This window comes from Phycobacter sedimenti, from assembly GCF_038148855.1.
In the GTDB taxonomy this organism is placed as follows: domain Bacteria; phylum Pseudomonadota; class Alphaproteobacteria; order Rhodobacterales; family Rhodobacteraceae; genus Phycobacter; species Phycobacter sedimenti.
Genome location: NZ_JBBVGR010000003.1, coordinates 457230 through 479038, shown reverse-complemented (window position 1 = coordinate 479038; position 21809 = coordinate 457230). Strand labels below are relative to the sequence as shown.

The following is a 21809-nucleotide window of genomic DNA, read 5'->3' as shown; positions in this document are numbered from 1 at the left end:
CTCTGATTTCAGCGAAGCCACCCCGGCAGCCACCGGAACCGACGGAAACGCGGCCCTCGACAAGTGGCAGGATTTCTAAACGCCGGAAACACGAAGTGTTTTCATGCACTTCATCAATTTTGGAAACTTTTGGCCTTGCGCCGAATAAACGTGACTGGGTGAAGCATTGACGTCTCAGAACCTTCTTATCATTACGACGGATCGGGCTTTTGCCCGGTCTCTGCAATCTCATATGGAATCGGCATATCCCGGTATGAAGGTTCTCTTGGCCAACAATCTGATGATGGCCTACAACCAGGCAGAGGCGGCCCAACCGACCTTTGCTTTCGTGGAGGATGGCTTCACCCGGTTGCCTGAGTTCGAAATGATGTTGGCACTGTTCTCGGCCGTCGACACGCGCTGGGTATCGGTCATGGATAGCCCCGGTGCGACACCGGCCCGTCAATCGAACCCTTTGCTAAACGTGGGCGCGGGTATCTTCGAATTGACCAAGGCAGACGGTCCGCGTCAATTCGCACAATACTACGACATGATGGTCAAGGCACCGCGCCGGGGCGCTCCGATGCGGTCGGCAGCTGCCAGAGCTGCACCTGCCCGCAGCGATTTCAAGAAGATCATCCTGATCGGCTCCTCTACAGGGGGTGTCGAAGCCCTGCGCAGCGTCCTGGTCGGCTTTACCCAGGACTGTCCCCCAACCATGATCGTTCAGCACACCGGAAAGAACTTTGGGCCCGGTCTGGTCTCGCTATTGGACCGTATTTGCGCCGCGAAAGTGGTGCCGGCCGAAGACGGGATTCAGGTCCAGCCGGGGCATGTATACGTGGCCGCCGGACAAACGCGCCACATGGGGTTGTCTTCACGCAAGCCTATACGTTTGCGCATGAAGGATGGTCCGCCCATTTCCGGTCATACGCCTTCTGTTGACGCTTTATTCACTTCTGCAGTGCCATATGGGAAGGACGTGGTCGCAACAATCCTGACAGGAATGGGGCAGGATGGAGCGAGAGGTCTGATGGAATTGCGCAAAGCGGGTGCATCGACCTTTGCACAGGATGAAAAATCCTCCGTTGTTTATGGAATGCCAAGAGTCGCTTGGGAAACTGGAGCCGCGCAAAAACAAGTATCGCTCGCTAGGATGGCTGGAGCACTGCTTCAGGCAGCCAAGTCCTGAGTGAAAAGTTAACAAGGAGACCGCTGTGACGTCAGTATTTGCCAACTCCACTTCGGTGACACTCCTGCAGGGGGAGTATCGTGTTTCCACCGACCCCTCGGTCGTGTTCTCGACGGTTCTTGGCTCTTGCATCGCGGCCTGCATCTATGATGCGGAAAATGGTGTGGGCGGGATGAACCATTTCCTCTTGGCGAATGCCAACGGTGGGGCTGTCAGCGCGCGCTATGGCATCCATGCCATGGAACTTTTGATCAACGGTGTCATGAAAAAGGGCGCGGAACGGCGAAACCTCAAGGCGAAGGTCTTTGGCGGCGCCAAGATGTCGGCCAACCTGTCCGATATCGGAGCCTCCAACGCGAAATTCGTGCAGCAGTTTCTCATGGATGAAGGCATTCCGTGCATCTCGTCCAGCGTCGGGGGCACTTCGGCCCGCCGGGTCAGGTTTCACCCGACCACCGGCAGCGCGCAGCAGACAAGGGTTGCAAACGATCGCCGTCTTGGCGAACAGGAAATCGCAGCCGCACGCGCAGCGCCGAAACCGGCACCGGCGGCCGCTCCGGCAGGTGCAGGCGATCTGACCCTGTTCTGATCGCGGCGCTTTCTGCAGATCGTGATGGTTTTGGAGGCCGGTCGCAGGTGTGTGACCGGCCTTCTTCATCCTGAGAAAGCGGTTTTACTTGCTCGGCCGTGCGGAAATTACTCCTTGCCCCGTTGCTGGCCCGCAGATAGTCCGAAAGGGTAACGCAACCCAGTGTCGAGGCTTGTCATGATGTTCTCCCGCATTCGCCGCCACATGCTGGCCGCCGTGCTGGGGGTTTTCCTGGTTTCACTGGCACCGTCCTGCCTCAGCGCGGGGCAGATCACGGTCTTTGCGCCTGCGAGCATGACCAACGCCATGGTCCGGATCCGCGCGGAATTCGAGAGCGAAACAGGTCATCGCGTCCTGGTGTCCTTCGCCGGCTCTTCGGTGCTGGCCCGTCAGATCGAGCGGGGAGCTCCGGCAGATGTCTTTCTCTCTGCCAATCCGGCCTGGATGGACTATCTGGACAGCAAAGGTTGGATTCTCGGCGACACCCGTTTTGATCTCATCGGGAACCGGCTGGTTCTGATCGGGCACGGCAGCCAGCCTCCGGTTGACCTGTTGTCCGAGGGCGATCTTTTGAAACGGGTGGAAGGGGCGCGCCTTGCCATGGCGCTGACCGAGGCCGTTCCGGCCGGGATATACGGAAAGACAGCCCTTGCATCGATGAGCCTGTGGAACAAGGTAGGACCGGACGTGGTGCAAACGGATAACGTGCGGGCGGCCCTTGCCCTGGTCGCAACCGGCGAGGCACCGTTTGGAATTGTCTATGCCACGGATGCGCGCGCCAGTTCGGCCGTCAGCGTCATCGCGACCTTTCCAGCCGATAGCCATCCGCCAATCGTCTATCCCGCTGCTGCAGTTGCGCCAGGAGAAAACCCTGCAGCCCTTGCCTTTCTCGAGTACCTGAAAACGCCTGCCGTACAGACCATCCTGACGGACGAGGGGTTTTCTGCCTTGCCGGATTGACCGCAAGCATGGAATGGCTCGGCCCAGAAGAATGGCAGGCAGTCGCCCTCTCTTTGCGGGTGTCCTTCTGGGCGACGCTTGTTGCAATGCCGGTCGCGTTGCTTACGGCTTTTGCATTGGCCCGATGGGAGTTTCCGGGCAAGCAGGTGTTCAACGGAATTGTTCACCTGCCGCTGATCCTTCCGCCTGTGGTGACGGGGTATCTTTTGCTTTTGACCTTTGGAACCCAAGGGCCTGTTGGCGGTCTGCTGCAGGAACTGGGGATTGTCCTTGCCTTTCGATGGACCGGTGCCGCTCTGGCTGCGGCCATCATGGGGTTCCCGCTGATGGTGCGGGCGATCCGGTTGTCGATCGAGGCTGTTGATCCAAAGCTGGAGCAGGCTGCGGCGACGCTTGGGGCTTCGCGACCCTGGGTCTTCCTGACTGTGACGCTGCCTTTGATCCTGCCGGGGCTGATTGCTGGATCGATTCTGGGCTTTGCAAAGGCGATGGGCGAATTCGGCGCGACCATTACCTTTGTGTCCAACATTCCGGGACAGACGCAGACTTTGCCCTCGGCGGTTTACGCGTTTCTGCAGGTCCCCGGCGGTGAAGCGGCCGCCGCGCGGCTGGTCATGATCTCCATTGCGATCGCCATGGGCGCCTTGCTGCTCTCTGAACTTCTGGCCCGCAAGGCTGCAAAACGGATCGGAGGCGGGTGATGCTGTCGGTCAGCCTGAAACACAGTCGGCCGGACTTTGCCCTCGACGTCACCTTTGAGGCGCCGCCCGGAATAACCGTTCTGTTTGGGCGGTCGGGATCTGGGAAAACAACCGTGGTGAATGCGGTTGCGGGTCTGTTGCGGCCCAACCATGGACGCATTGCCCTGAATGGCCGGGTTCTATGCGATACGGAGCAGGGGCTTTGGCTCCCGCCGAACCGTCGTCGCATCGGCTATGTCTTTCAGGAAGGGAGACTTTTCCCGCATCTGACGGTTCGGCAAAATCTGCTCTTTGGCCACTGGTTTGCGCCAAAGGCAGCCCCCCGCGCCGATCTGGATCAGATCGTTGACATGCTTGGCATCGGCCATCTTATGAAGCGGCGGCCTGGCGGGCTGTCGGGCGGTGAAAAACAACGCATTGCCATTGGTCGCGCCCTCTTGTCGGCGCCGGAAATGATCCTTGCGGATGAGCCTCTGGCGGCTCTCGATGACGCACGCAAGGCCGAGATCCTTCCCCATTTTGAACGTCTCAGAGACGAGAGCGGCATTCCGATCCTTTACGTCAGCCATGCTGCGAGCGAGGTTGCCCGGCTCGCCACGACGGTTGTTGTCCTGCAAGATGGAAAAACCGCCCAGCAAGGGCCTGCGGCTGAGATCCTGAGCGATCCCAGGGTGATGCCAACGGGGGTGCGGTCGGTTGGGGCGGTGCTGGAGACTCGGGTCAAGGCGCATCATGCCGACGGGCTGACCGAGCTGGATGCCGGAGGGATTTCGCTGTTCCTGCCGCGCGTTGCACAGGCGCCGGGCCAGATGGTGCGTGTGCGCATTTCGGCGCATGAGGTGATCCTATCGCGGGGCAAGCCAGAGGGGTTGTCCGCGCTCAATATTCTGCCGGGGAAGGTGGAACAGATACGCTCGGGGGATGGCCCCGGCGCGATGGTATCCCTGGGAACGCCTGCGGGGCGCATTCTGGTCCGGATCACGCAGCGTTCGGCGCAGGCACTGGGGCTGCACGAGGGAAGCGCGTGTTATGCGGTCATCAAGTCGGTTGCCATCGCGCCCGGAGATATCAGCAGGATGAGCGGGTCATGACACAAGGAAGGGGCGCCCATGTAGGCGCCCCGCGTTTCGCTGTTATGGAAATTTTGGCTGCGAAACCCTAGGAGAGGCGTCGCAGGAACCCATCGCGAGCGACCGTGATAAGCAAACGGTCATGGATCTGGCGGTCGATTTCAAAGCCGCCGTTTTCCTTCAGGTAGGAATGGATCGCGGTATGGGGGTTGTTGCCCTTGCCCCATGGGCGATCACTGTATGTGTCCGGCGCCATGTCTTCGATCAGCGTATCAAAAACCACGCAGTAGCTGCCCTCAGAGGCGAGCGGCGCATAGGCCTTCAGCTCTTCCAGGACGTGATCATGCGTGTGGTTGCTGTCGAGGCACACGAGGATCTTTTTGTAGTCCTTGGCAATGTCATGGACCTTCGCGACCACGTCATCGGCGATCGAAGAGCCTTGGATCATTTCAATGCGAGAGCGCATCGGATGGGCATCGATGGCGGCCTTGTTGTGGGGGCGGATATCGATGTCGATGCCCAGCACTTTGCGTTTGGGCTTGTTGGGATCAAAGCTGGTGCCGGCTTCGATCGCCTCGGTCATTTCCAGAAGCGCCAGCATCGAGGCCGAGAAGATCAGCGAGCCGCCGTGCGCAATGCCGGTTTCGATCACCAGGTCAGGTTTGATCTCGTGGATCAGCTCCTGCATGGCGACGATATCCTGCGGATACTGGATGATGGGGCGGCCCATCCACTGGAAATTGTAGGAGTATTTCGCCTTGGCCGAGGCCTGAAGGAAATCCATTGCCGCTGATTGCAGTGCCGGATCGCCCCGCATGTCCTGAGTGCGTGCGGTGATTTCGCTTTGGAAGGTCGTCATTGAGTCATCCTTTCGGTCATGGCTTTTGCGCCAGTGCCAGAGGTGGCGGATTGAGGAAAAAGGGGGTGTGGGTTTGGTCCACGGTGGCCGACGACGTAGGGCGGATCGTCGGGATTGTCGGGGCGTGTGCCAAATTGCAAAAGATCGCGGCGCCCGTATTGATCGGCGACGTGTTCGGCCAGGGCCCGCACGGTGATGCCGGTCTGCGAGCAGATGTTGCTGACGCCGCAGCGATCCGAAAGCGCATCGTCGGCGAGCATCCTGGCGGCGTCCGCAACGTCCAGAAAATCCCGAACCTGCTGACCTGAAGTCAGGGCCATTGGTTGTCCTTTGGAGAGGTTTTCGTGCAGCGCAGCCATCAGGCGGCGGGGATCTTCTCCTGCGCCGTGCAGATAAAACAGACGTGCCCACAGGAATTCCACACCGGCCTGCGGCAGGCTGTGACCGAGGGCGAGGGAACAGGCGGCTTTGGCCGCTGCGTAGGGCGATTGCGGGTTCAGAGGGCTGTTTGTGCCGACGCTTTTGCGTTCTGCCTGAGGTGTATGCAGGTCATATTCGAGGCAGGTTCCAACACCGACAAAACGGCGCAGCTTTGCGAGGCCCGCACCCTGCGCCATTGCAAGCGTGCCGATCAGACAGTCGTTGTTCTTTGGAGAGGTCTGGTACTGACCAGCCTCGGCGTACCAGGCCATGTGCAACACAAGATCCTGACCCTGCATCGCTTCGGCCCACCAGGTGGCGGTTTGCGCAAAGAGATCCGGAACCTCGATGACACGGTCCTTTGCCCCCAGAGCGGGGATGCGGTCTGCGCTGCCCTGCCGTACCACATGGCACAACCGATGCCCCGCATGGTGCAGGACCCTCGTAACTGCACGACCGACAAATCCGGTGGAGCCGGTCAGAAGGATATGTCGCGCAGCCTTGCTCATGCGAATTTCCGCATCAGATCGGTGTCACGCACATGTGCGAGGGCCAGGCTTTCCGCCTGTTTCATAATCGCAGCATTCTTGCAGCCGAGGTTTAGCACCACATCCGTGGCGCAGATTTCGTCTTCGTCGATCACATGGCGTACCGGCCGGTTCGATATGGTGTTGAGCGTCGCAATCGTATCCTGATCGCAGTCACCAATAATCGCGACGCCTTCTGCCTGCAGGGTGTCGGGCAGTGTCACACTGGCGAAATAGAGGCCGGCTGTCGTGCGGATCTGTTCCATCGGCACGGGCAGATTTATTTCGTACCCGCTTCCCCGCAGACGTGCCGCGAGGGTGTAGTTCTCCAGTGGATCGCCGCCCTGTTGCAGCCGGAACCTAAGTGCCGTGAGCATACGCTCTATTGGCATGGCCTGAACGAATGCACGGACCTTTTCAGGGTTCTTCAACCCACCTTGTTGAAGCGCAAGGCCATACATGTATTCCGCGCCGCCGCGGTATCGGTCCCAGGCGCTCATGACTTCCGTAAACCCTTCCTGCGCGCGCGTATCCCCCGGAAAGTGCCGAGAGATTGAACTGTAGAAGGGGGTTTTTGCGTAGATCAGATCCCCATACCCGAGGTACTCGCAGGGCATCGTGAAGGCCCAGAACGCCAGATCGTTGCCCATGGGGTGCAAGGCACGAAAGGCTTGGCGGCGCAGGATACAGATTTCGGAGAAAATCCGGTGGTCTGCAACGTGCTCGATCAGTCGGGCATAGTTCCCCTTGGGGACCGTGACGTTTTTGGATTGCTTGTAGAACTGAGACTTGACCTGGTTTGTAACCAGATCCAGAACCTCCCAAGGGGCATAAAGACCAGCGGCCTTGGAGTTGTCATCCAAACGCGCGATGGCGTCGATCAGCGCAGCCGGTTTCAGGCGATCATCGTCTGCCAGATAAACCAGATAAGTACCCTTTGCAGCCCGCATGGCGCAGCTGATATTGCGGACCGCGCCAAGGTTCTCGGACTGGTGCAAGATCACCAGTGGCATTCGGTCGCTAGCCTCCTCGAGGAGCTCCAGAGTGTTGTCGGATGAGGCATTATCGGAGATCACGACTTCCACCTCGAACGGCAGTTGCTCCACCACCTCTTCCAGATGCGCCAGAAGAGTAACAAGGTAGGTTGCCCTGTTGTAGGTCGGTACGCAGATGCTCAGTTTCGGCTGTGACATGTGTTTGCTCCGGGGGGCTATCGCTGTCATGCCGAGAGTGCGGCAGGTGAAAGGGAGGGGGGATCCAGTTCTATGGGTTCGGGATGAGGAAGGATGGTCCAGAAAGTCGTACCGTGTTCACGGGACAGCCAGTCCAGATCGCGCGCAATCTCGTCTTTGATGTTCCAGGGCAGGATCAACACATGCTGTGGAGGGTTGTTGCGCAGCTCGATGGGGTTTCGAACGGGTACATGGCATCCCGGCAGGTAGCGTCCCTGTTTGAATGGCGCCGCATCACAGACATACGGCAGAATCCGTTCGTTCACCCTGGCGTAGTTCAGCAGCGTTGTTCCCTTGGCTGCAGCGCCGTAGGCGGCCACGGTTTCACCCTTTGCCTTGAGCTCCAGAAGGAACGAAAGCAGCGCATCAGCCGCGTGATCGGCCTGTCCCTGCAGATCCTTGAAGAAGGCGCCCGTGGTGATGCCGACGCTGCGCTCGTGTTGCAGGATTGCTTCGACGGCCGGAGTTTGCTTGTGCTCTGCTGTTGACCGGCATCCCCACACCCGCAGGCTGCCGCCATGTGTCGAGAGCTGCTCGACATCAAAGATGCGCAGGTTTGCCGCCGCAAAGATCTTCTGGACCGTTGTGAGCGACAGATATGAGAAATGCTCGTGATACACCGTGTCGAACTGTCCCTGTTCCACCAGTTGCAGCAAATGCGGGAACTCCAGCGAGATCACGCCCTGATCGGCCAGCAACTGCTCCAGCCCGCGCGTGAAATCATTGATGTTGGGAACATGCGCGTAGACATTGTTTCCGATGATCAGATCGGCCCCGCGCGGCCTTTCCTGCCGAAGCGCTTTTGCCTCGGCCTCACCAAAGAACGTTGTTCGGCTTTCAACACCTTTGCGCGCCGCGACCTGTGCCGTGCTGGCAGTCGGTTCAAAGCCCAGGCAGGGGATTTCGGCCGTCACGAAGTTCTGCAACAGATAACCGTCATTGGACGCGACCTCGACGACAAAACTGTCCTTTGTCAGCCCCAGACGTTCAATGGCGCCTTCCGCAAAACGCGCCGCATGGGCACACCAGCTGCTGGAGGTGGATGAGAAATAGACGTAGTTGTCATCAAACAACTGGTCTGCGTCGCAAAAGTCTTCGGTCTGAACCAATCCGCAGCTTTCGCACAGGAAAAGGCGAAGCGGGAAATGCATCTCCGGCTGTCGCAGCTGCCCTTTTTCCAGGTAGGCGTTGGACGGCGGGGCATGAGCGAGGTCAAGCACCGTGAGGGACAGTTCGGTTGCACAATGGCGGCACTGCATTACACGGCCTCCTCTAGGGTTGTAAGTTGGGGCAGGTTGGCATCCCGTTCGGACACTTCTGTCACGCGGAGCGGCCAGCGGATCCCGATCTGTGGATCGCAATAGGAAACGCCTGCCTGATGATCTGGATGAAAAGCTGCCGAATGACTGTAGTGCAGCGTGACGTCATCGCTCAGGGTCTGAAACCCATGGGCAAAGCCGGCAGGAATGTAGAGCGTGTCCGCTGCTGCACCGTCCAGTTCCACGCCCGTCCATTGCCCATAGGTCGAAGAGGTGGGTCGCAGGTCCACCAACACGTCAAAGATCCGGCCAGACAAACAGGTCAGGAGCTTGATTTCGGCAAACGGTTCCGTCTGATAGTGCATTCCCCTGACTGTCCCCCGCGTTTTGGTGCGTGACAGGTTGGTCTGAACCCAGTTGGTGTTCAAACCGGCATCCGCGAGGGTCTCGGCGCAGGTGAGCCGCGAGAAACTGCCGCGATGGTCCTGGTGTGGGGTGGGGCGATAGTAGAAGGCCCCGGCAAGCGGCAGTTCGCAAAGATCAGGCTTGGTCATTGATCAGTGTCCGATTGGCCTCGACTTTGAGCGCGCGCGCGGGTGTGAAGCTGATGCGCGGGTCGTCGGGATGAGGCCGAAGGGCAGTTGCGCTTCGGGTGTTTCCCAAACCTTCCAAGGTGCTTTGCCGGTGTTCCAAAGGTCTTCCAGGAGCCGTTTGTCCCGCATGGTGTCCATGGCGCTCCAGAAACCGCGGTGTTTGTAGACCGACAACTGCCTGTCGCGCGTGAGCGCTTCCAGGGGGTCTTTTTCCCAGATCGTGTCGAGGCTTGGAATGAGGTCCAGAACGTCGGGTTCGCAGACAAAAAAGCCTCCGCTTACCCAGTTGTTGTCTCCGGCCGGTTTTTCCACAAAGTTGAGTGCGGCAGTTCCATCGGTTTCGATGCTGCCAAAACGACCGGCAGGCTGCACGGCTGTGACAGTTGCTTTGCGGCCTTCCGTCTTGTGGAATTCGATCAGCTTCTTGATGTCGACGTCTGCAACGCCGTCCCCGTAGGTCAAGCAGAAACGCTCACCCAAATGAGGCCGGGCCAGGGCCAGTCGACCGCCGGTTTGAGTTTCCGCTCCGGTGTCCAGCATGGTGATCCGCCAGGGTTCGGCGCTGTGGTTCAGGATCTTGTGCTCACCAGAGGCCAGATCGACCTGCACGTCCGAGTTGTAGAGCAGGTAGTTCGTGAAATACTCTTTGATCATGTGGCCCTTGTAGCCGCAGCAAATCACGAAATCGGTGAGGCCGTGCGCGCTGAACGTCTTCATGATGTGCCACAGGATCGGCTTGCCGCCAATTTCGATCATTGGCTTGGGGCGCAGGTGGGATTCTTCACTGATGCGAGTGCCAAGTCCGCCCGCCAGGATGACAACTTTCATGTGTGCTCTCGATTCATTGACTGTCTCGTTGAGCTCGACTCTATGAAAGCCGTAGTTAATTTTTGGTTGAATTGCAGCAAATTGCATCAATCGAAAGCGGCGCCGCCGTCATCGAAAGCGGCGGTGTTTCAACTTTAGTAAGAATTGTATCATAGTTTTTCTGCGTGATCGTAGACCTTGGGCGACCCGAGCGCAGGTCTTTGGCAAAGGAAACGAGATTGTAATGACCCATACTCCGCCTCACGCCTGCCCTGTATGCAGCGGTGCCCGAACCACCGTGATAGAGCGGCGCCTCAATGTGCCGACACTGCAGAATGTGACACTGCCGGATCGAAACAGCGCACAGGGCTTCAGTCGCGGCGTTCTGACCATGGTGCAATGCGGTGGATGCGGCTTTGTCTGGAATGCGGCCTTTGATCCGCAGCGGATTTCCTATGATGGCGGCTATAACAATGATGTGTCTGCCTCTGGATTCTACCAGGCGCACCTGTGCGAGATGGCAGACAGGATTCTGGCGGCCGTGCCATCAGGGGAAGACATTCACTACGTCGAGATCGGGTGCGGAGAGGGCGACTTTCTGCGCCTTCTGCATGAGCGCTCGGAGGGGCGCGTGAAAAGCGCGGTCGGATTTGACCCCTCTTGTACAACGGATGAACCGTTGCCCGAAGGCGTGGTCATACATCGCAGCTTCTTTACCCCGGAAGAAGTGTCAAAGATCCCGCCAGAGGCAAATATCATCTGTTCACGTCACACCATTGAACATGTGAGTGACGTGCAGGGCTTTGCCGCCAATCTTGCAGCAGCGATGGCGCCGGGGCGAAAGCTGTTCGTGGAAACACCTGATGTGGACTGGATCTTGCGGCACGGTGCATTTCAGGACTTCTTTTATGAGCATTGCGCGCTCTACAACCCGCTTTCCATCCGGATGCTCCTCGCCGCGCATGGTTTGCAGGCACGGGTGATGCCGGTCTATGACGAGCAATACATGTGGATTGAGGCCACACCGCGCGATGCGGCAGCATTGATTGTCGCACAGGAAGGCGGAGAGGGTGAGGATGCCGCGGTCCTTGGCGAACGGTATCTTTTGCAGCGCAACGGGCTGTTGGACAGCTGGACCGAATTTCTGAGCGCACGCCATGTTGCAGGCGGCATCGCGGTTTGGGGCGCGGCCTCCAAGGGGGTAACCTTCTGCTTGCTTATGAACGCGCGGGCTGACGGTCTGATTGATCTCGGAATCGACCTAAACCCAGCCAAGCAGGGATGTTTCATGCCTGTCAGCGCGACGCCGATCGTTGATCCTGCCACTGCGATGGCTCAGGGCGTGGGGACCGTCGTCATCATGAACCCGAACTATGAGGCCGAAATCCGCGCTCAAATTGCGCAGATGGGATGGCACGCCGAGGTGGCGGTCTTGAATGAGGCAGACGGGTCTCTGATTCTGCCTGATCTGCCCTCTGCCGCCTGGCGCGCGCGCCAGAATGTGTCCTGACCGCAGTTTCGCCAAAGCCAAGAAAGCAGAGCATTGACCAGTTTCGATCCCTATCCAAGCGAAGCCTTTTGGCGCGGTAGACGCGTCTTTGTCACCGGGCATACAGGGTTCAAGGGCAGTTGGCTGACCTCCTGGCTGCTGCAGATGCAGGCGGAAGTGCGTGGTTTCGCGCTGCCTCCGTCGCGCGACGGGGTGCCAGATGGCGATGGTTATCAGAGCCTTTTCGAGGAACTGGAACTGGCTGCGCAGATGGATCACGTAGCTGGAGATATCCGCGATCCGGATGCTTTGCGTCATGCTGTTGCGGCCTTCGACCCTGAAGTCGTGATCCACATGGCGGCTCAGCCTTTGGTGCGTCTGTCCTATACCGCTCCGGTCGAGACCTATGCCACCAATGTCATGGGTACTGTTCATTTGCTGGAGGCTTGTCGGACGTCGGCGCCCTCGCTGCGGTCCGTCGTGGTGGTGAGCAGCGACAAATGCTACGAAAACCGCGAGCAGATTTGGGGATACCGTGAAAGCGATCCCATGGGTGGGCATGATCCCTATTCCAATTCAAAGGGCTGTACCGAGCTGGTGACCGCGGCCTATCGCAATTCTTACTTTCAGCAGGCGTCCGAGGGCGGCAGCAGGCATCGCGTCGCACTTGCCTCGGCGCGGGCGGGGAATGTCATTGGCGGGGGAGACTGGAGCCTTGACCGCCTGATCCCGGATGCCATGCGGGCCTTCGCGTCGGGGCAGACCCTCTCCATACGGCATCCGGACGCGCTGCGCCCCTGGCAGCACGTATTGGACCCAATCGCCGGTTATCTGCTGTTGGCCGAACGGGGCTGGGCCGCGCCAGAGCGTTTTTCGCAAGGGTGGAACTTTGGTCCTGCGGATCATATGACGCTCAGCGTTGGCGAGGTGATCGCCGCCCTCGGTGATACACTTGGACCTGGGTTCAACTGGCGCCAAGAACCGGGAGACGGTTTGCACGAGGCCACGCTTCTGCGACTCGATTGCGCGGCAGCACGCGAGTATCTGGCCTGGAGCCCGCAGCTTGACGCGGCGGATATGCTGAGTTGGACCGCCGAATGGTATCGCGGCGCGACTGCGGCGCAACGGTCCGAACTGGTCCATGGGCAGATCGCAGCCTATCGGAAGAAACTTTCAGGCGCAAAGAAGACCTCCGTCCCGGGAGAATCTGAAAAGGCGCGCACCACCGCAGCCTGAGCCCTCTCGGGCTGATGTGAACCGTGGCTGTGCCTGTTGCCGAATGCCGCCCCGCGCAGCGCTTGGCATCGGGCTCACCCGGCTCGCCGTCTTCGAACGAGCGGTAGCCCGATTGGCTGTTTGGGCGGCCAACGGGCGCGGCCGGTTCAGGACGTCGGATGAGGCCGGTGCGCCACCACCTGGCAGATGAATGCACAGGCTCCGCAGGGATCTGCGGCCAGATCATACAGTCGCCATGCAAAGAACAAATGCTGGAACGCCGTCTCTCTCCTGAGTGAGCCGGTGTTCGCTGTGCGCGATTTGGCTTGCGTCGCCCGTCACGCTTGATATTTATACGCCTGTATAACAATATCCTGTCTCGGAGACACCATGGGGCATGACCGTCGTAAATTCAGCCGCGAACCCGCAGAGGCGCGCCGGGCGGCCCTGATTGACGCCACGCTTGAACTGGTGGCCGAAAAGGGCGTGCGCGGATCGACGGTGCGGGCCATCGCCGAACGTGCGGGCGTCACACAGGGGCTGATCCGCCACTATTTCCTATCCAAGGAAGAGCTGATCACCGCCGCCTACGAGCAGCACATGACCGGCCTGACCGAATTGACCGCTGCTCTTGCAGAGCAGAACGGCGGCTCGGCGCTGGAGCGTTTGGCGCGCTTTGTGGTTGCCTCGCTCACCCCGCCTGTGGTCGACGCGCGCTCGGTCGCGCTCTGGGCCAGTTTTCTGAACCGGGTGCAGCAGGACCCTGACATGCGCCGCATTCACGCCAAGACCTATGCGGATTTCCGGGGCCGGTTGGAGACCTTGATTGCAACCGCCCTGGAGGAGGCTGGAACCCCTGCTACCCCGGCACAGTTGCGCCAGCTGGCCATTGCCGCCAACGCGGTGGTCGATGGGTTGTGGCTGGAAGGCGGCGCTTTGCCCGAAGCCTTTGATCCCGGCGAGCTGCCCCAGATCGGCCTGCGATCTGTCAGCGCCATCACCGGACTGAACTTGCAACCCCCTTCTCATGAAAAGGCCGAATAGCCATGAAAACAACCGAAGTGATGCAGCGCCTTGCGGGGCTCGGTGGCGCAAAGTGGGAAGTCCATTTCAAGGCACGCGAGTTGGCCGCAACTGGCAGGGATGTGATCGAGATGACCATCGGAGAGCCGGATGTGCCGGTTCCCCAATCGTTGCTCGATACGGCTGCGCGCGCAATGCACGCCGGGCGCACGGGCTATTCCGATGGGCGCGGAGAAATGAACCTGCGCGTCGCCTTGGCCGAAGACTATTCGGCGCGCACGGGCCGCCCCATTGGGCCGGACAACATCCTTTGTTTTCCCGGCACCCAGACCGCACTTTTTGCGGTGATGGCCGGTGTGGCAGAGCAGGGTGATGAGGTGCTGGTGGGCGATCCGCTCTATGCGACCTACGAAGGTGTGATCCGCTCGACCGGGGCCGAGATGGTGCCTGTGCCGCTGCGCCCCGAGCACGGTTTCCGCATGCAGGCCTCAGACATAGCCGCCCGCATCACGCCGCGCACCCGTGCAATCCTGCTGACCACGCCGCACAATCCGACGGGGTCTATTCTCAGGGCTGAAGACATCGCAGCCATCGGAGAGCTGGCCCTGAAGCATGACCTGTGGATCATCTCGGACGAGGTCTATGCCGATCTTGTCTTCGAAGGGGCAACATTCACCTCGCCGCTGGCGATGGAGGAAATCGCGGATCGGGTGATCGTTGTCTCCTCCGTGTCGAAATCCCACGCCGCCCCGGGTTTCCGCAGCGGCTGGTGCGTGGCCTCCGCTGCCTTTTGCGATGCGCTCTTGCCCTATTGCGAGACGATGCTGTTCGGCAATCAGCCCTTCATCGCGGATATGACCGAACATGCGGTCCGTGAAGGGTCTCCGGTTGCAGCTGGCATGGCGGCGCGGTTCGCGGCGCGGGCCGGGCGGCTGGCCGACCAGTTGCACAATCAGACTGACCTGCGGGTTCATCGACCCGAGGCCGGCATGTTCGCCATGATCGATGTCGTTGCCATGGGACAGGACGGAGAGGCATTTGCCATGGATCTTCTCGAGAATGCCGGGGTAGCGGTGATGCCGGGGTCCTCGTTCGGCGACACGCTGACGGGCTGGGTGCGGGTCGCCCTGACGATCGAAGACGCCCGCTTTGATGAGGCGATTGCGCGCATCGTTTCTCATGTGCAAACGCGTCGGCAGGCGGTCGCATGACGACGCTGGGGGAGGCGCTGGTCGCGCGGCTGAAGGCGCGTGGTGTTGACTGTGTGTTCGGCATTCCCGGCGTTCATACGGTCGAGCTGTATCGCGGACTAGCCGCCTCGGGGATGCGCCATGTCACACCGCGGCACGAGCAGGGCGCAGGTTTCATGGCGGATGGCTACGCGCGCGTGACCGGGAAGCCGGGCGTGGCCTTTGTGATCACCGGACCGGGGCTGACAAATACGCTCACGCCTATGGCGCAGGCGCGTGCGGATTCCGTGCCCATGTTGGTGGTGTCCGGGGTCAATACGCGGGCCTCGCTGGGGCAGGGGATCGGCCATCTGCACGAGCTTCCCGACCAGCACGCCCTAGCCGCCAACGTCGCTTTGGTATCAGAGCATCTGGAGGCACCAGAGGCACTCGACAAGGCTCTGAACAGGGTGTTTCAGCCGTTCTTCAGCGGTCGACCCGGTCCGACACATATCCAGATCCCGCTCGATGTTGCCGGACTGGACGCTGCGCCGACAGCTTGTTCCGAAGCACCAGAGCCGCCGCTGCCGGAGCCTCATCTGTTGACAGAGGTTGCGCGGAAACTCCTTTTGGCAAAGCGTCCCGTGATCCTTGCCGGGGGCGGGGCAAAAGGGCTTGGGGCACATCTGCGCGCCCTTGCCGAATTGCTGGATGCACCGGTGGTGCAGACCGTGAATGCACGGGGGCTGATGCATGGGCATGCCCTGTCGGTGCCCGCCAGCCCCAGTCTTGCCGCGACCCGGTGTCTGATCGAAGAGGCCGATGCGGTCCTTGCCCTCGGGACCGAGTTGGGTCCGACGGACTACGACATGTATGCAAGCGGAACCATGCCTGCGATGGCCGGGCTGATCCGCGTTGACATCTGCGGGCAGCAACTGGCGCGCCACAAGGCGGAGCTGACGATTGAAAGCGCCGCAGAGCCATTCGTGACTGCCCTTCTTGCGGTTTTGGAAGGCGAAGCCCCGAAAGCAGACGGTGCTGAGCGCGCCGCCAGCGCCCGTGCGGCGGCATGGGAAGAGATCGGCGCAGAGTATCGCGCCCAAGTCGAGATCCTCAACGCCATGCGTGATACGCTTCCGGGTGCGATCATGGTTGGGGATTCCACCCAGCCCATATACGCCGGGAACCTTTTCTATGACCACGATCGCCCCGGCGGCTGGTTCAATGCGGCGACGGGCTATGGCGCGCTGGGCTATGGAATTCCAGCCGCTATCGGTGCGGCCATCGGCGCCCCCGGGACGCGGGTTCTTTCGATCCTCGGCGATGGCGGGGCGCAGTTCACCTTGCCCGAAATCATGGTGGCCGTTGAAGAACGCCTGCCTGTGACCTTTGTTATCTGGAACAACCACGGATACCGCGAGATCGCAACCTCGATGCAGGATGTAGGCGTGACCGTGGTGGGCTGTGATCCCACCCCGCCGGGTTTTGCGGCGGCGGCACAGTCCTTTGGCATTCCCTACCAGTTGGTTCAGGCCGACCCTGATGAGGTTGCTTCTGCCCTGAAGGCCACTCCTGCAGGCGGCCCATCTCTGATCGAAATCGCGGCGCCGCGGTTTGTTCCGGAGCAGGACAACGGATGACCGATCCCACCTATCAGTTCACCCGCGCCATCACCCGCCGTCCGGGCCAGAGCGTCATAAACGGTCTGCGGGCCAAAGACATCGGCACGCCGGATCTGGAAAGCATGCTTGAGGCGCACGCTGCTTACGTGGCAGCCCTCAAAAGTACCGGCGCCAAGGTGATCGAACTGGAGCCTCTGGAAGCCTTTCCGGATGCTCTGTTCGTCGAAGACACTGCCCTGTGTTTGCCTGAGGGGGCCGTGTTGATGCGCCCGGGCGCGCCCTCGCGCCGGGGGGAGGTCGCCGAAATGGCGCCCGCCTTGCGCCACTGTTACGATGATCTGCGCGAACTCACTGGCCCTGGCCATGTCGAAGGTGGCGACATCCTTGTCACAGCCCGTGAGATTCTGGTGGGGCGCTCCGACCGCACAGATGCGGCGGGAGTGGCTGAGCTGTCAGAAATCGTCTCGGATTGGGGGTATGCGGTGCGCGAGGTCATCACCCCGCCGGGTGTCCTGCATTTCAAGACGGATTGTTCGCTTCTGGACGCAGAGACCATCCTCTCGACCGCGCGGCTTGATGCATCGGGCTGTTTCGAAGGCTATCGTGTCTTGCATGTGCCAAAAGGGGAAGAGGCCGCCGCCAATGCGATCCGCTTCAACGATCTGGTGATCATGGCCGCAGGGTTTCCGCGCACGGCCGAGATGCTGGACCGCGCAGGCTTTCAAGTAATGGAGATCGACAATCGCGACTGCGCCAAACTGGATGGCGGTATGTCCTGCCTGTCGCTGCGGTTCTGATCGCTAGCCCTTCAGGCGCGGCAGGCGGGAGGCGCTCCAGTAGGCACCGCTGTCCTGACGCAGATCTTCATAAGCTTCGATCCGGCGGCGTGCCTCTGCGCCTCCGGCCTCGATCAGGTGGGTCAGCAGACACTCCAGCACCGCCATGGCCCCGCCATAGGCGCCGAAGGCATGGATGGAATTCGAGGAGGCTGCCAGCACGTGATCGGCATGAATGCCCGGGGCGATGACTTCGCTGTCGGAGATCAATACCACCTTCGCCTTGCGTTCAGCCGCCATGCGCAGCGCCTGGATGGTATCCGCAGAGTAGGGGGAAAAGGTGATCGCGATCAGGCAGTCCCGGTCCGAAAGGTCAATCAGATCGTCGATGGCCGAGCCCATGTGGCGTGGCACAAGGTCAAGATCCGGCAACGCCATGCGCCCGACATAGTGGAAGTAATGGGCCAAAGCATATGACGCGCGTGTGGCCGTCACGTAGCTTCGGCGTGCTTCGGTGAGGGTTTTCACGATGGCTGCGGTGCGCTCGGGCGTCATCAGTCTGAGAGAGCGTGCGACGATATTGATCTCGTTGCGGGCAGCGCGGGCCTGCAGGGCGGCGGCGGGGGCGGTTGAGACCTGCATCTGGGTCAGCCAGTCTTCGCCAAGGCCCGCCTCGCGCCTGGTCACAAGGGAGGCGCGAAAGGGGCCGCGCAGGGCTTCGAAGCCGTCAAACCCGAGGAACTCTGCCAGCCGCACCAGTGTATTGGCGCTGATTCCGGCCTTTTGTGCAGTGACCCGCACCGGGTCGAGCGCGAAATCACCGGGATTATCGATGATATATTTGGCCGCCGCTGCCAGTTTGGGCGGCATTCCGGCAATCGCGTCCTTCAGAGACGCGATCAGCCGGGTTGTCTGTTTCGGGTCAAGCTGCGGATCCATGAATTGATCAAGAACAAAGACGAAGGAAATGGCAAATAAAAACCATTTGTTCCGGCGTATCCTTTCTTATCCGCGCATTGCGGCCCGCCGCAGAAGATCTCCGAGGCTGGAGGCGGCAAACAGCACCGCTGCCAGACAGACGATTGTCGGCCCTGTCGGCGTGTCAAAGGTAAAGGCAAGCTGCAACCCGCCAAGGGCGGATAGGGCGCCGATGATCGCGGCGATCAGTGCCATGCGCTCGGGCGTACTGGCAAAGGGGCGCGCGGTGGCCGCCGGGATCAGCAAAAGCGCAGCAATCAAGAGAACCCCCACAACCTTGATCGCGACGGCCACCACGAGGGCCAGCGCAATGGTCAGCACCATCTGTTCGCGCTTTGGATCGATCCCGGCGGCATAGGCCAGATCCGGGTTCAGTGTTGCGGTCAAAAGCGCCGACCAGCGCGCCCACAGGAGCGCCAGTACCAGTGCCGCACCGCCCCAGATCACCGCCAGATCCACCCGGCCCACCGCGAGGATATCGCCAAACAGATAGGCCATCAGATCGATCCGCACCCCCTGCAGGAAGGACACCGCCACAAGGCCAAAGGCCAGCGACGAATGCGCCAGAACGCCCAGAAGCGTGTCCATGGCATAGCCGCGATTGCTGAGCGTCGAGACCGTGGTGGCCATCACCAGCGAGGTGATCAGAACCCCGGCAAAGACCGATGTGTCAAAGGCCAGCGCCAGCGCAACGCCCAGGATCGAGGCATGTGCCGTGGCATCTCCGAAATAGGCCATGCGGCGCCAGACCACGAAACAGCCCAAGGGGGCGGCTGCGAGGGCGACGCCAACCCCGGCCAGCGCGGCCCGGACAAGGAAACTGTCGAAAAGCTCCATCATGAAGCGATGTCCTTTGTCGCGGGACCATGACCGTGGTCGCAGTCAGGACCATGATCATGACTATGGGCGTGATCGTGGGAATGGTTATGCTCGTGCCGGTACAGGGCCAGCGCGCCCTGGGTGCCCGTCCCGAACAGCGCCCGGTATTCGGGGGCCGAAGCGACGTGCTCCGGCTCACCTTCGCAGCAGATATGGCCATTGAGACAGATCACCCGGTCCGAGGCCGCCATGACCACATGCAATTCGTGGCTGACCATCAGGACGGCGCAGCCCAGCTTGGCGCGCACGGTGGCGATCTGCTGGTAAAAGGCGGCGGATCCGGGCTGGTCAAGACCTTGTGTGGCCTCGTCCAGAATCAGCAGTTGAGGATCACTCAGGAGCGCGCGCGCCAGCAGCACGCGCTGGAACTGGCCGCCAGACAGATCCGACATCTGACGTCCCGCCAGCGGACCGGCACCGGCCTGCTGCAGGGCTTCTTCGGCACGGGCATCGCTGACACGAGCAGGCAGGCTCAGGAACCGGCGTACGGTCAGGGGCAGAGTAGGGTCGATATGCAGTTTTTGCGGCACATAGCCGATACGCAGCCCCGGCGCGCGGGTCACGTCACCTCGGCTGGGCCGCAAGGCGCCAATGATGCTGCGCAACAGCGTGGACTTGCCAGAGCCATTGGGGCCGACGACGGTGACGATCTCTCCCGGCTCAATCGACAGATTCACGTCCGAAAGGACTGTATTGCCACCGTAGCGGACCGACAGGCCCTTGAGGGTGACAAGACTCATGCGACCTCTGCCTTTTGGCACTTGGGGCAGATGCCCTCGGCCTCGACCACGGTGCGTTCGATCAGGAAGCCGGCCTGTTTGGCGGCGTCGCCCAGCTGGCCGTTGCTCGGGTCTGTGTGCACCTCGGCCACTGCGTTGCAGATGCGGCAGATCATGAAAATGGGCGCATGTGTATCCCCGGGATGGGTGCAGGCGATAAAGGCATTGAGCCGCTCGATCTTGTGTGCAAAGCGGTTCTTGACCAGGAAATCCAGGGCCCGATAGGCCACGGGCGGCTGCGAGCCGAGCCCCTCTTCGCGCAAGCGGTCGAGGATCTCATAGGCCCCGAGGGCGCGATGCTCCTGCAAGAGGATTTCCAGCACACGCCGCCGCACCGGGGTGAATTGCAGCCCTCTGGCCTTGCAGTCGGCATCCACGGCGGCGATGCAGTCGTGAATGCAGCTGCTGTGATCATGGGTTTCAAAACCGATCGTTTCCATCCTGCAAACTCCGCGCGGCTCAGGTGTCTGGGGCATTTTCCCCCTTTTCCCCCTTGATATGTAATGTTATGACGCTTATCAAGCGGCGTGATGTTATAAAATTACATCTGCGCAGGGCGACTCGGTCGATGGCGTAGTGATCCAAAGCAAAGGAGGCCTGGGATGAAGGGCGTTTCATATGCGGTTGTGTTTCCCGCTGTTCTGGGCGGGGGCATGGCACTGGCGGATGTGCCGCGCGTTGCCGTGGATATTGCACCGGTGCACGGGTTGGTCGCGCGGGTGATGGAGGGGGTTGGCACCCCCGATCTGGTGATACCGCCGGGGGTCTCTCCGCATGGCTATGCGATGCGCCCGTCCGAAGCGCTGGCGTTGGAGCGTGCGGATGCCGTGTTCTGGATCGGGGAGGCGCTGACGCCCTGGCTCGAAGGGCCTCTGGATACGCTTGCCTCGGATGCACGTGTGACCGAGTTGCTCGAGGTGCCGGGCACCTTGACGTACGAGTTCCGCACTGGCGCGACCTTTGAGGCGCATGAGCACGACGAATACCATCATGACGAGGCTCATGACGGCGAGGAACATGCGGATCACGCCGACGAACATGATCACAACGATCATGACGGCCACAAAGACCATGACGACCATGAAAAGCATGCCGACCACGATGCGCATGATCATGACAACCACGCTGATCATGCGGCTCATGACGATCACGAGGGACACGGTCATACAGGCCTTGATCCCCACGCTTGGCTTGCGCCTGCAAATGCGGAAGTCTGGCTGATGGCCATTGCCGAAGAACTGTCGGACCTCGACCCCGAGAATGCCGCGACCTACAAGGCCAATGCGGTGGCGGGCAAGGCCGAGATTGACGCGGCGGTCAAAGAGGTCAATGCACTTCTGGAGCCGTTCCGCGCCAAATCCTTCATCGTCTTCCACGACGCCTATCAGTACTACGAGAAGAGTTTTGGCCTGGCTTCTGCCGGCGCGATCTCGCTTGGAGATGCCTCTGATCCCAGCCCGGCGCGGATTGCGGAAATCCGCAATGAGGTGGCCGAGCACGGTGTGACCTGTGTCTTCTCCGAGCCTCAGTTCAATCCGGGGTTGGTTGCCACCGTGCTGGATGGCACCAAGGCCAGTAACGTCGTGATCGATCCTATCGGGACCAGTATTCCAACCGGCCCGACATTCTACACGGACCTGATCACGGGTCTGGGCAAAGCGATCGCCAGTTGCGGCTGAGCGTATCAGGTG

General features: G+C 60.7%; 23 protein-coding genes. 12 read left to right on the top strand and 11 right to left on the bottom strand.

Annotated features, from left to right (window positions below):
• A partial coding sequence (locus tag AADA15_RS07945) for a hypothetical protein (RefSeq protein WP_341641004.1) occupies positions 1–232 on the bottom strand: 232 nt, incomplete at its 3' end.
• Between AADA15_RS07945 and AADA15_RS07940 the strand changes: the two genes are divergently transcribed.
• The 5 genes from AADA15_RS07940 (at position 233) to modC (ending at position 4512) form a co-directional block, all read left to right on the top strand.
• Positions 233–1171, top strand: coding sequence for a CheB methylesterase domain-containing protein (locus AADA15_RS07940; RefSeq protein WP_341641003.1), 939 nt, complete (start codon positions 233–235; stop codon positions 1169–1171). It begins immediately after the preceding gene.
• A gap of 25 nt (positions 1172–1196) precedes the next feature.
• Positions 1197–1760, top strand: coding sequence for a chemotaxis protein CheD (locus tag AADA15_RS07935; protein ID WP_341641002.1), 564 nt, complete (start codon positions 1197–1199; stop codon positions 1758–1760).
• A gap of 177 nt (positions 1761–1937) precedes the next feature.
• Positions 1938–2720, top strand: coding sequence for a molybdate ABC transporter substrate-binding protein (gene modA, locus AADA15_RS07930; RefSeq protein ID WP_341641001.1), 783 nt, complete (start codon positions 1938–1940; stop codon positions 2718–2720).
• Positions 2721–2728: 8 nt separating this feature from the next.
• The gene (gene modB, locus AADA15_RS07925; protein WP_341641000.1) at positions 2729–3421 is read left to right on the top strand and encodes a molybdate ABC transporter permease subunit; all 693 of its coding nucleotides are present in this window, start codon (positions 2729–2731) and stop codon (positions 3419–3421) included.
• A complete protein-coding gene (gene modC, locus AADA15_RS07920) occupies positions 3421–4512 on the top strand; it encodes a molybdenum ABC transporter ATP-binding protein (protein ID WP_341640999.1) in 1092 nt (363 codons plus the stop codon). The genes modB and modC overlap by 1 nt, the downstream gene beginning before the upstream one ends.
• A 67-nt stretch (positions 4513–4579) precedes the next feature.
• Here modC and AADA15_RS07915 read toward each other — a convergent pair whose 3' ends face one another.
• Genes AADA15_RS07915 through rfbF form a run of 6 tightly spaced genes read right to left on the bottom strand, consistent with a single transcriptional unit; the run spans position 4580 to position 10209 of the window.
• The gene (locus AADA15_RS07915; protein ID WP_341640998.1) at positions 4580–5350 is read right to left on the bottom strand and encodes a cephalosporin hydroxylase family protein; all 771 of its coding nucleotides are present in this window, start codon (positions 5348–5350) and stop codon (positions 4580–4582) included.
• The gene (locus AADA15_RS07910; protein WP_341640997.1) at positions 5347–6279 is read right to left on the bottom strand and encodes an NAD-dependent epimerase/dehydratase family protein; all 933 of its coding nucleotides are present in this window, start codon (positions 6277–6279) and stop codon (positions 5347–5349) included. Before AADA15_RS07910 ends, AADA15_RS07915 begins: the two co-directional genes overlap by 4 nt.
• Positions 6276–7490: a glycosyltransferase family 2 protein gene (locus AADA15_RS07905; protein ID WP_341640996.1), complete on the bottom strand. Its 1215-nt coding sequence runs from the start codon at positions 7488–7490 to the stop codon at positions 6276–6278. Before AADA15_RS07905 ends, AADA15_RS07910 begins: the two co-directional genes overlap by 4 nt.
• A 26-nt stretch (positions 7491–7516) precedes the next feature.
• The gene (locus tag AADA15_RS07900) at positions 7517–8788 is read right to left on the bottom strand and encodes a methyltransferase domain-containing protein (protein ID WP_341640995.1); all 1272 of its coding nucleotides are present in this window, start codon (positions 8786–8788) and stop codon (positions 7517–7519) included.
• On the bottom strand, positions 8788–9342 hold the full coding sequence (locus tag AADA15_RS07895) for a dTDP-4-dehydrorhamnose 3,5-epimerase family protein (protein ID WP_341640994.1): 555 nt from the start codon (positions 9340–9342) through the stop codon (positions 8788–8790). Before AADA15_RS07895 ends, AADA15_RS07900 begins: the two co-directional genes overlap by 1 nt.
• Before the next feature lie 3 nt (positions 9343–9345).
• Positions 9346–10209, bottom strand: a complete 864-nt coding sequence (rfbF, locus tag AADA15_RS07890; RefSeq protein ID WP_341641024.1) for a glucose-1-phosphate cytidylyltransferase — start codon at positions 10207–10209, stop codon at positions 9346–9348.
• Positions 10210–10432: 223 nt separating this feature from the next.
• Here rfbF and AADA15_RS07885 point away from each other — a divergent pair, with 223 nt between their 5' ends.
• The 6 genes from AADA15_RS07885 (at position 10433) to AADA15_RS07860 (ending at position 17503) form a co-directional block, all read left to right on the top strand.
• Positions 10433–11698 carry a class I SAM-dependent methyltransferase gene (locus AADA15_RS07885; protein ID WP_341640993.1) on the top strand — a complete coding sequence of 422 codons (1266 nt, stop codon included), beginning with the start codon at positions 10433–10435 and terminating at the stop codon, positions 11696–11698.
• Positions 11699–11731: 33 nt separating this feature from the next.
• On the top strand, positions 11732–12913 hold the full coding sequence (gene rfbG, locus AADA15_RS07880) for a CDP-glucose 4,6-dehydratase (RefSeq protein WP_341640992.1): 1182 nt from the start codon (positions 11732–11734) through the stop codon (positions 12911–12913).
• A gap of 369 nt (positions 12914–13282) precedes the next feature.
• Positions 13283–13936 carry a TetR/AcrR family transcriptional regulator gene (locus AADA15_RS07875; protein ID WP_341640991.1) on the top strand — a complete coding sequence of 218 codons (654 nt, stop codon included), beginning with the start codon at positions 13283–13285 and terminating at the stop codon, positions 13934–13936.
• A gap of 2 nt (positions 13937–13938) precedes the next feature.
• The gene (locus tag AADA15_RS07870; protein WP_341640990.1) at positions 13939–15126 is read left to right on the top strand and encodes a pyridoxal phosphate-dependent aminotransferase; all 1188 of its coding nucleotides are present in this window, start codon (positions 13939–13941) and stop codon (positions 15124–15126) included.
• Positions 15123–16724, top strand: coding sequence for a 5-guanidino-2-oxopentanoate decarboxylase (locus AADA15_RS07865; RefSeq protein ID WP_341640989.1), 1602 nt, complete (start codon positions 15123–15125; stop codon positions 16722–16724). The genes AADA15_RS07870 and AADA15_RS07865 overlap by 4 nt, the downstream gene beginning before the upstream one ends.
• A complete protein-coding gene (locus AADA15_RS07860) occupies positions 16721–17503 on the top strand; it encodes a dimethylarginine dimethylaminohydrolase family protein (protein WP_341640988.1) in 783 nt (260 codons plus the stop codon). The genes AADA15_RS07865 and AADA15_RS07860 overlap by 4 nt, the downstream gene beginning before the upstream one ends.
• A gap of 3 nt (positions 17504–17506) precedes the next feature.
• Here AADA15_RS07860 and AADA15_RS07855 read toward each other — a convergent pair whose 3' ends face one another.
• The 4 genes from AADA15_RS07855 to AADA15_RS07840 all read right to left on the bottom strand — a co-directional run bounded on the left by AADA15_RS07855 (position 17507) and on the right by AADA15_RS07840 (position 20558).
• A complete protein-coding gene (locus tag AADA15_RS07855; RefSeq protein WP_341640987.1) occupies positions 17507–18421 on the bottom strand; it encodes a MurR/RpiR family transcriptional regulator in 915 nt (304 codons plus the stop codon).
• A gap of 66 nt (positions 18422–18487) precedes the next feature.
• Complete coding sequence (locus AADA15_RS07850; protein WP_341641023.1) at positions 18488–19297, bottom strand: metal ABC transporter permease; 810 nt, start codon at positions 19295–19297, stop codon at positions 18488–18490.
• Positions 19297–20079 carry a metal ABC transporter ATP-binding protein gene (locus AADA15_RS07845; RefSeq protein ID WP_341640986.1) on the bottom strand — a complete coding sequence of 261 codons (783 nt, stop codon included), beginning with the start codon at positions 20077–20079 and terminating at the stop codon, positions 19297–19299. The genes AADA15_RS07850 and AADA15_RS07845 overlap by 1 nt, the downstream gene beginning before the upstream one ends.
• Positions 20076–20558 (bottom strand): Fur family transcriptional regulator, encoded by a 483-nt coding sequence (locus tag AADA15_RS07840; protein WP_341640985.1) that lies wholly within the window; start codon positions 20556–20558, stop codon positions 20076–20078. The genes AADA15_RS07845 and AADA15_RS07840 overlap by 4 nt, the downstream gene beginning before the upstream one ends.
• A 162-nt stretch (positions 20559–20720) precedes the next feature.
• Here AADA15_RS07840 and AADA15_RS07835 point away from each other — a divergent pair, with 162 nt between their 5' ends.
• Positions 20721–21797, top strand: a complete 1077-nt coding sequence (locus AADA15_RS07835; protein WP_341640984.1) for a zinc ABC transporter substrate-binding protein — start codon at positions 20721–20723, stop codon at positions 21795–21797.
• Positions 21798–21809 lie beyond the last annotated feature (12 nt).

Bases quoted from the DNA above. Each gene is read 5' to 3' on its own strand.
- modC (WP_341640999.1), top strand. From the start codon at position 3,421: ATGCTGTCGGTCAGCCTGAAACACAGTCGGCCGGACTTTGCCCTCGAC.
- AADA15_RS07860 (WP_341640988.1), top strand. From the start codon at position 16,721: ATGACCGATCCCACCTATCAGTTCACCCGCGCCATCACCCGCCGTCCG.
- AADA15_RS07855 (WP_341640987.1), bottom strand. From the start codon at position 18,421: ATGGATCCGCAGCTTGACCCGAAACAGACAACCCGGCTGATCGCGTCT.
- AADA15_RS07900 (WP_341640995.1), bottom strand. From the start codon at position 8,788: ATGCAGTGCCGCCATTGTGCAACCGAACTGTCCCTCACGGTGCTTGAC.
- AADA15_RS07870 (WP_341640990.1), top strand. From the start codon at position 13,939: ATGAAAACAACCGAAGTGATGCAGCGCCTTGCGGGGCTCGGTGGCGCA.
- AADA15_RS07905 (WP_341640996.1), bottom strand. From the start codon at position 7,490: ATGTCACAGCCGAAACTGAGCATCTGCGTACCGACCTACAACAGGGCA.
- AADA15_RS07835 (WP_341640984.1), top strand. From the start codon at position 20,721: ATGAAGGGCGTTTCATATGCGGTTGTGTTTCCCGCTGTTCTGGGCGGG.
- AADA15_RS07910 (WP_341640997.1), bottom strand. From the start codon at position 6,279: ATGAGCAAGGCTGCGCGACATATCCTTCTGACCGGCTCCACCGGATTT.
- AADA15_RS07915 (WP_341640998.1), bottom strand. From the start codon at position 5,350: ATGACGACCTTCCAAAGCGAAATCACCGCACGCACTCAGGACATGCGG.
- rfbF (WP_341641024.1), bottom strand. From the start codon at position 10,209: ATGAAAGTTGTCATCCTGGCGGGCGGACTTGGCACTCGCATCAGTGAA.
- modA (WP_341641001.1), top strand. From the start codon at position 1,938: ATGATGTTCTCCCGCATTCGCCGCCACATGCTGGCCGCCGTGCTGGGG.
- AADA15_RS07895 (WP_341640994.1), bottom strand. From the start codon at position 9,342: ATGACCAAGCCTGATCTTTGCGAACTGCCGCTTGCCGGGGCCTTCTAC.
- AADA15_RS07940 (WP_341641003.1), top strand. From the start codon at position 233: ATGGAATCGGCATATCCCGGTATGAAGGTTCTCTTGGCCAACAATCTG.
- AADA15_RS07885 (WP_341640993.1), top strand. From the start codon at position 10,433: ATGACCCATACTCCGCCTCACGCCTGCCCTGTATGCAGCGGTGCCCGA.
- AADA15_RS07875 (WP_341640991.1), top strand. From the start codon at position 13,283: ATGGGGCATGACCGTCGTAAATTCAGCCGCGAACCCGCAGAGGCGCGC.
- modB (WP_341641000.1), top strand. From the start codon at position 2,729: ATGGAATGGCTCGGCCCAGAAGAATGGCAGGCAGTCGCCCTCTCTTTG.
- AADA15_RS07850 (WP_341641023.1), bottom strand. From the start codon at position 19,297: ATGGAGCTTTTCGACAGTTTCCTTGTCCGGGCCGCGCTGGCCGGGGTT.
- AADA15_RS07840 (WP_341640985.1), bottom strand. From the start codon at position 20,558: ATGGAAACGATCGGTTTTGAAACCCATGATCACAGCAGCTGCATTCAC.
- AADA15_RS07865 (WP_341640989.1), top strand. From the start codon at position 15,123: ATGACGACGCTGGGGGAGGCGCTGGTCGCGCGGCTGAAGGCGCGTGGT.
- AADA15_RS07845 (WP_341640986.1), bottom strand. From the start codon at position 20,079: ATGAGTCTTGTCACCCTCAAGGGCCTGTCGGTCCGCTACGGTGGCAAT.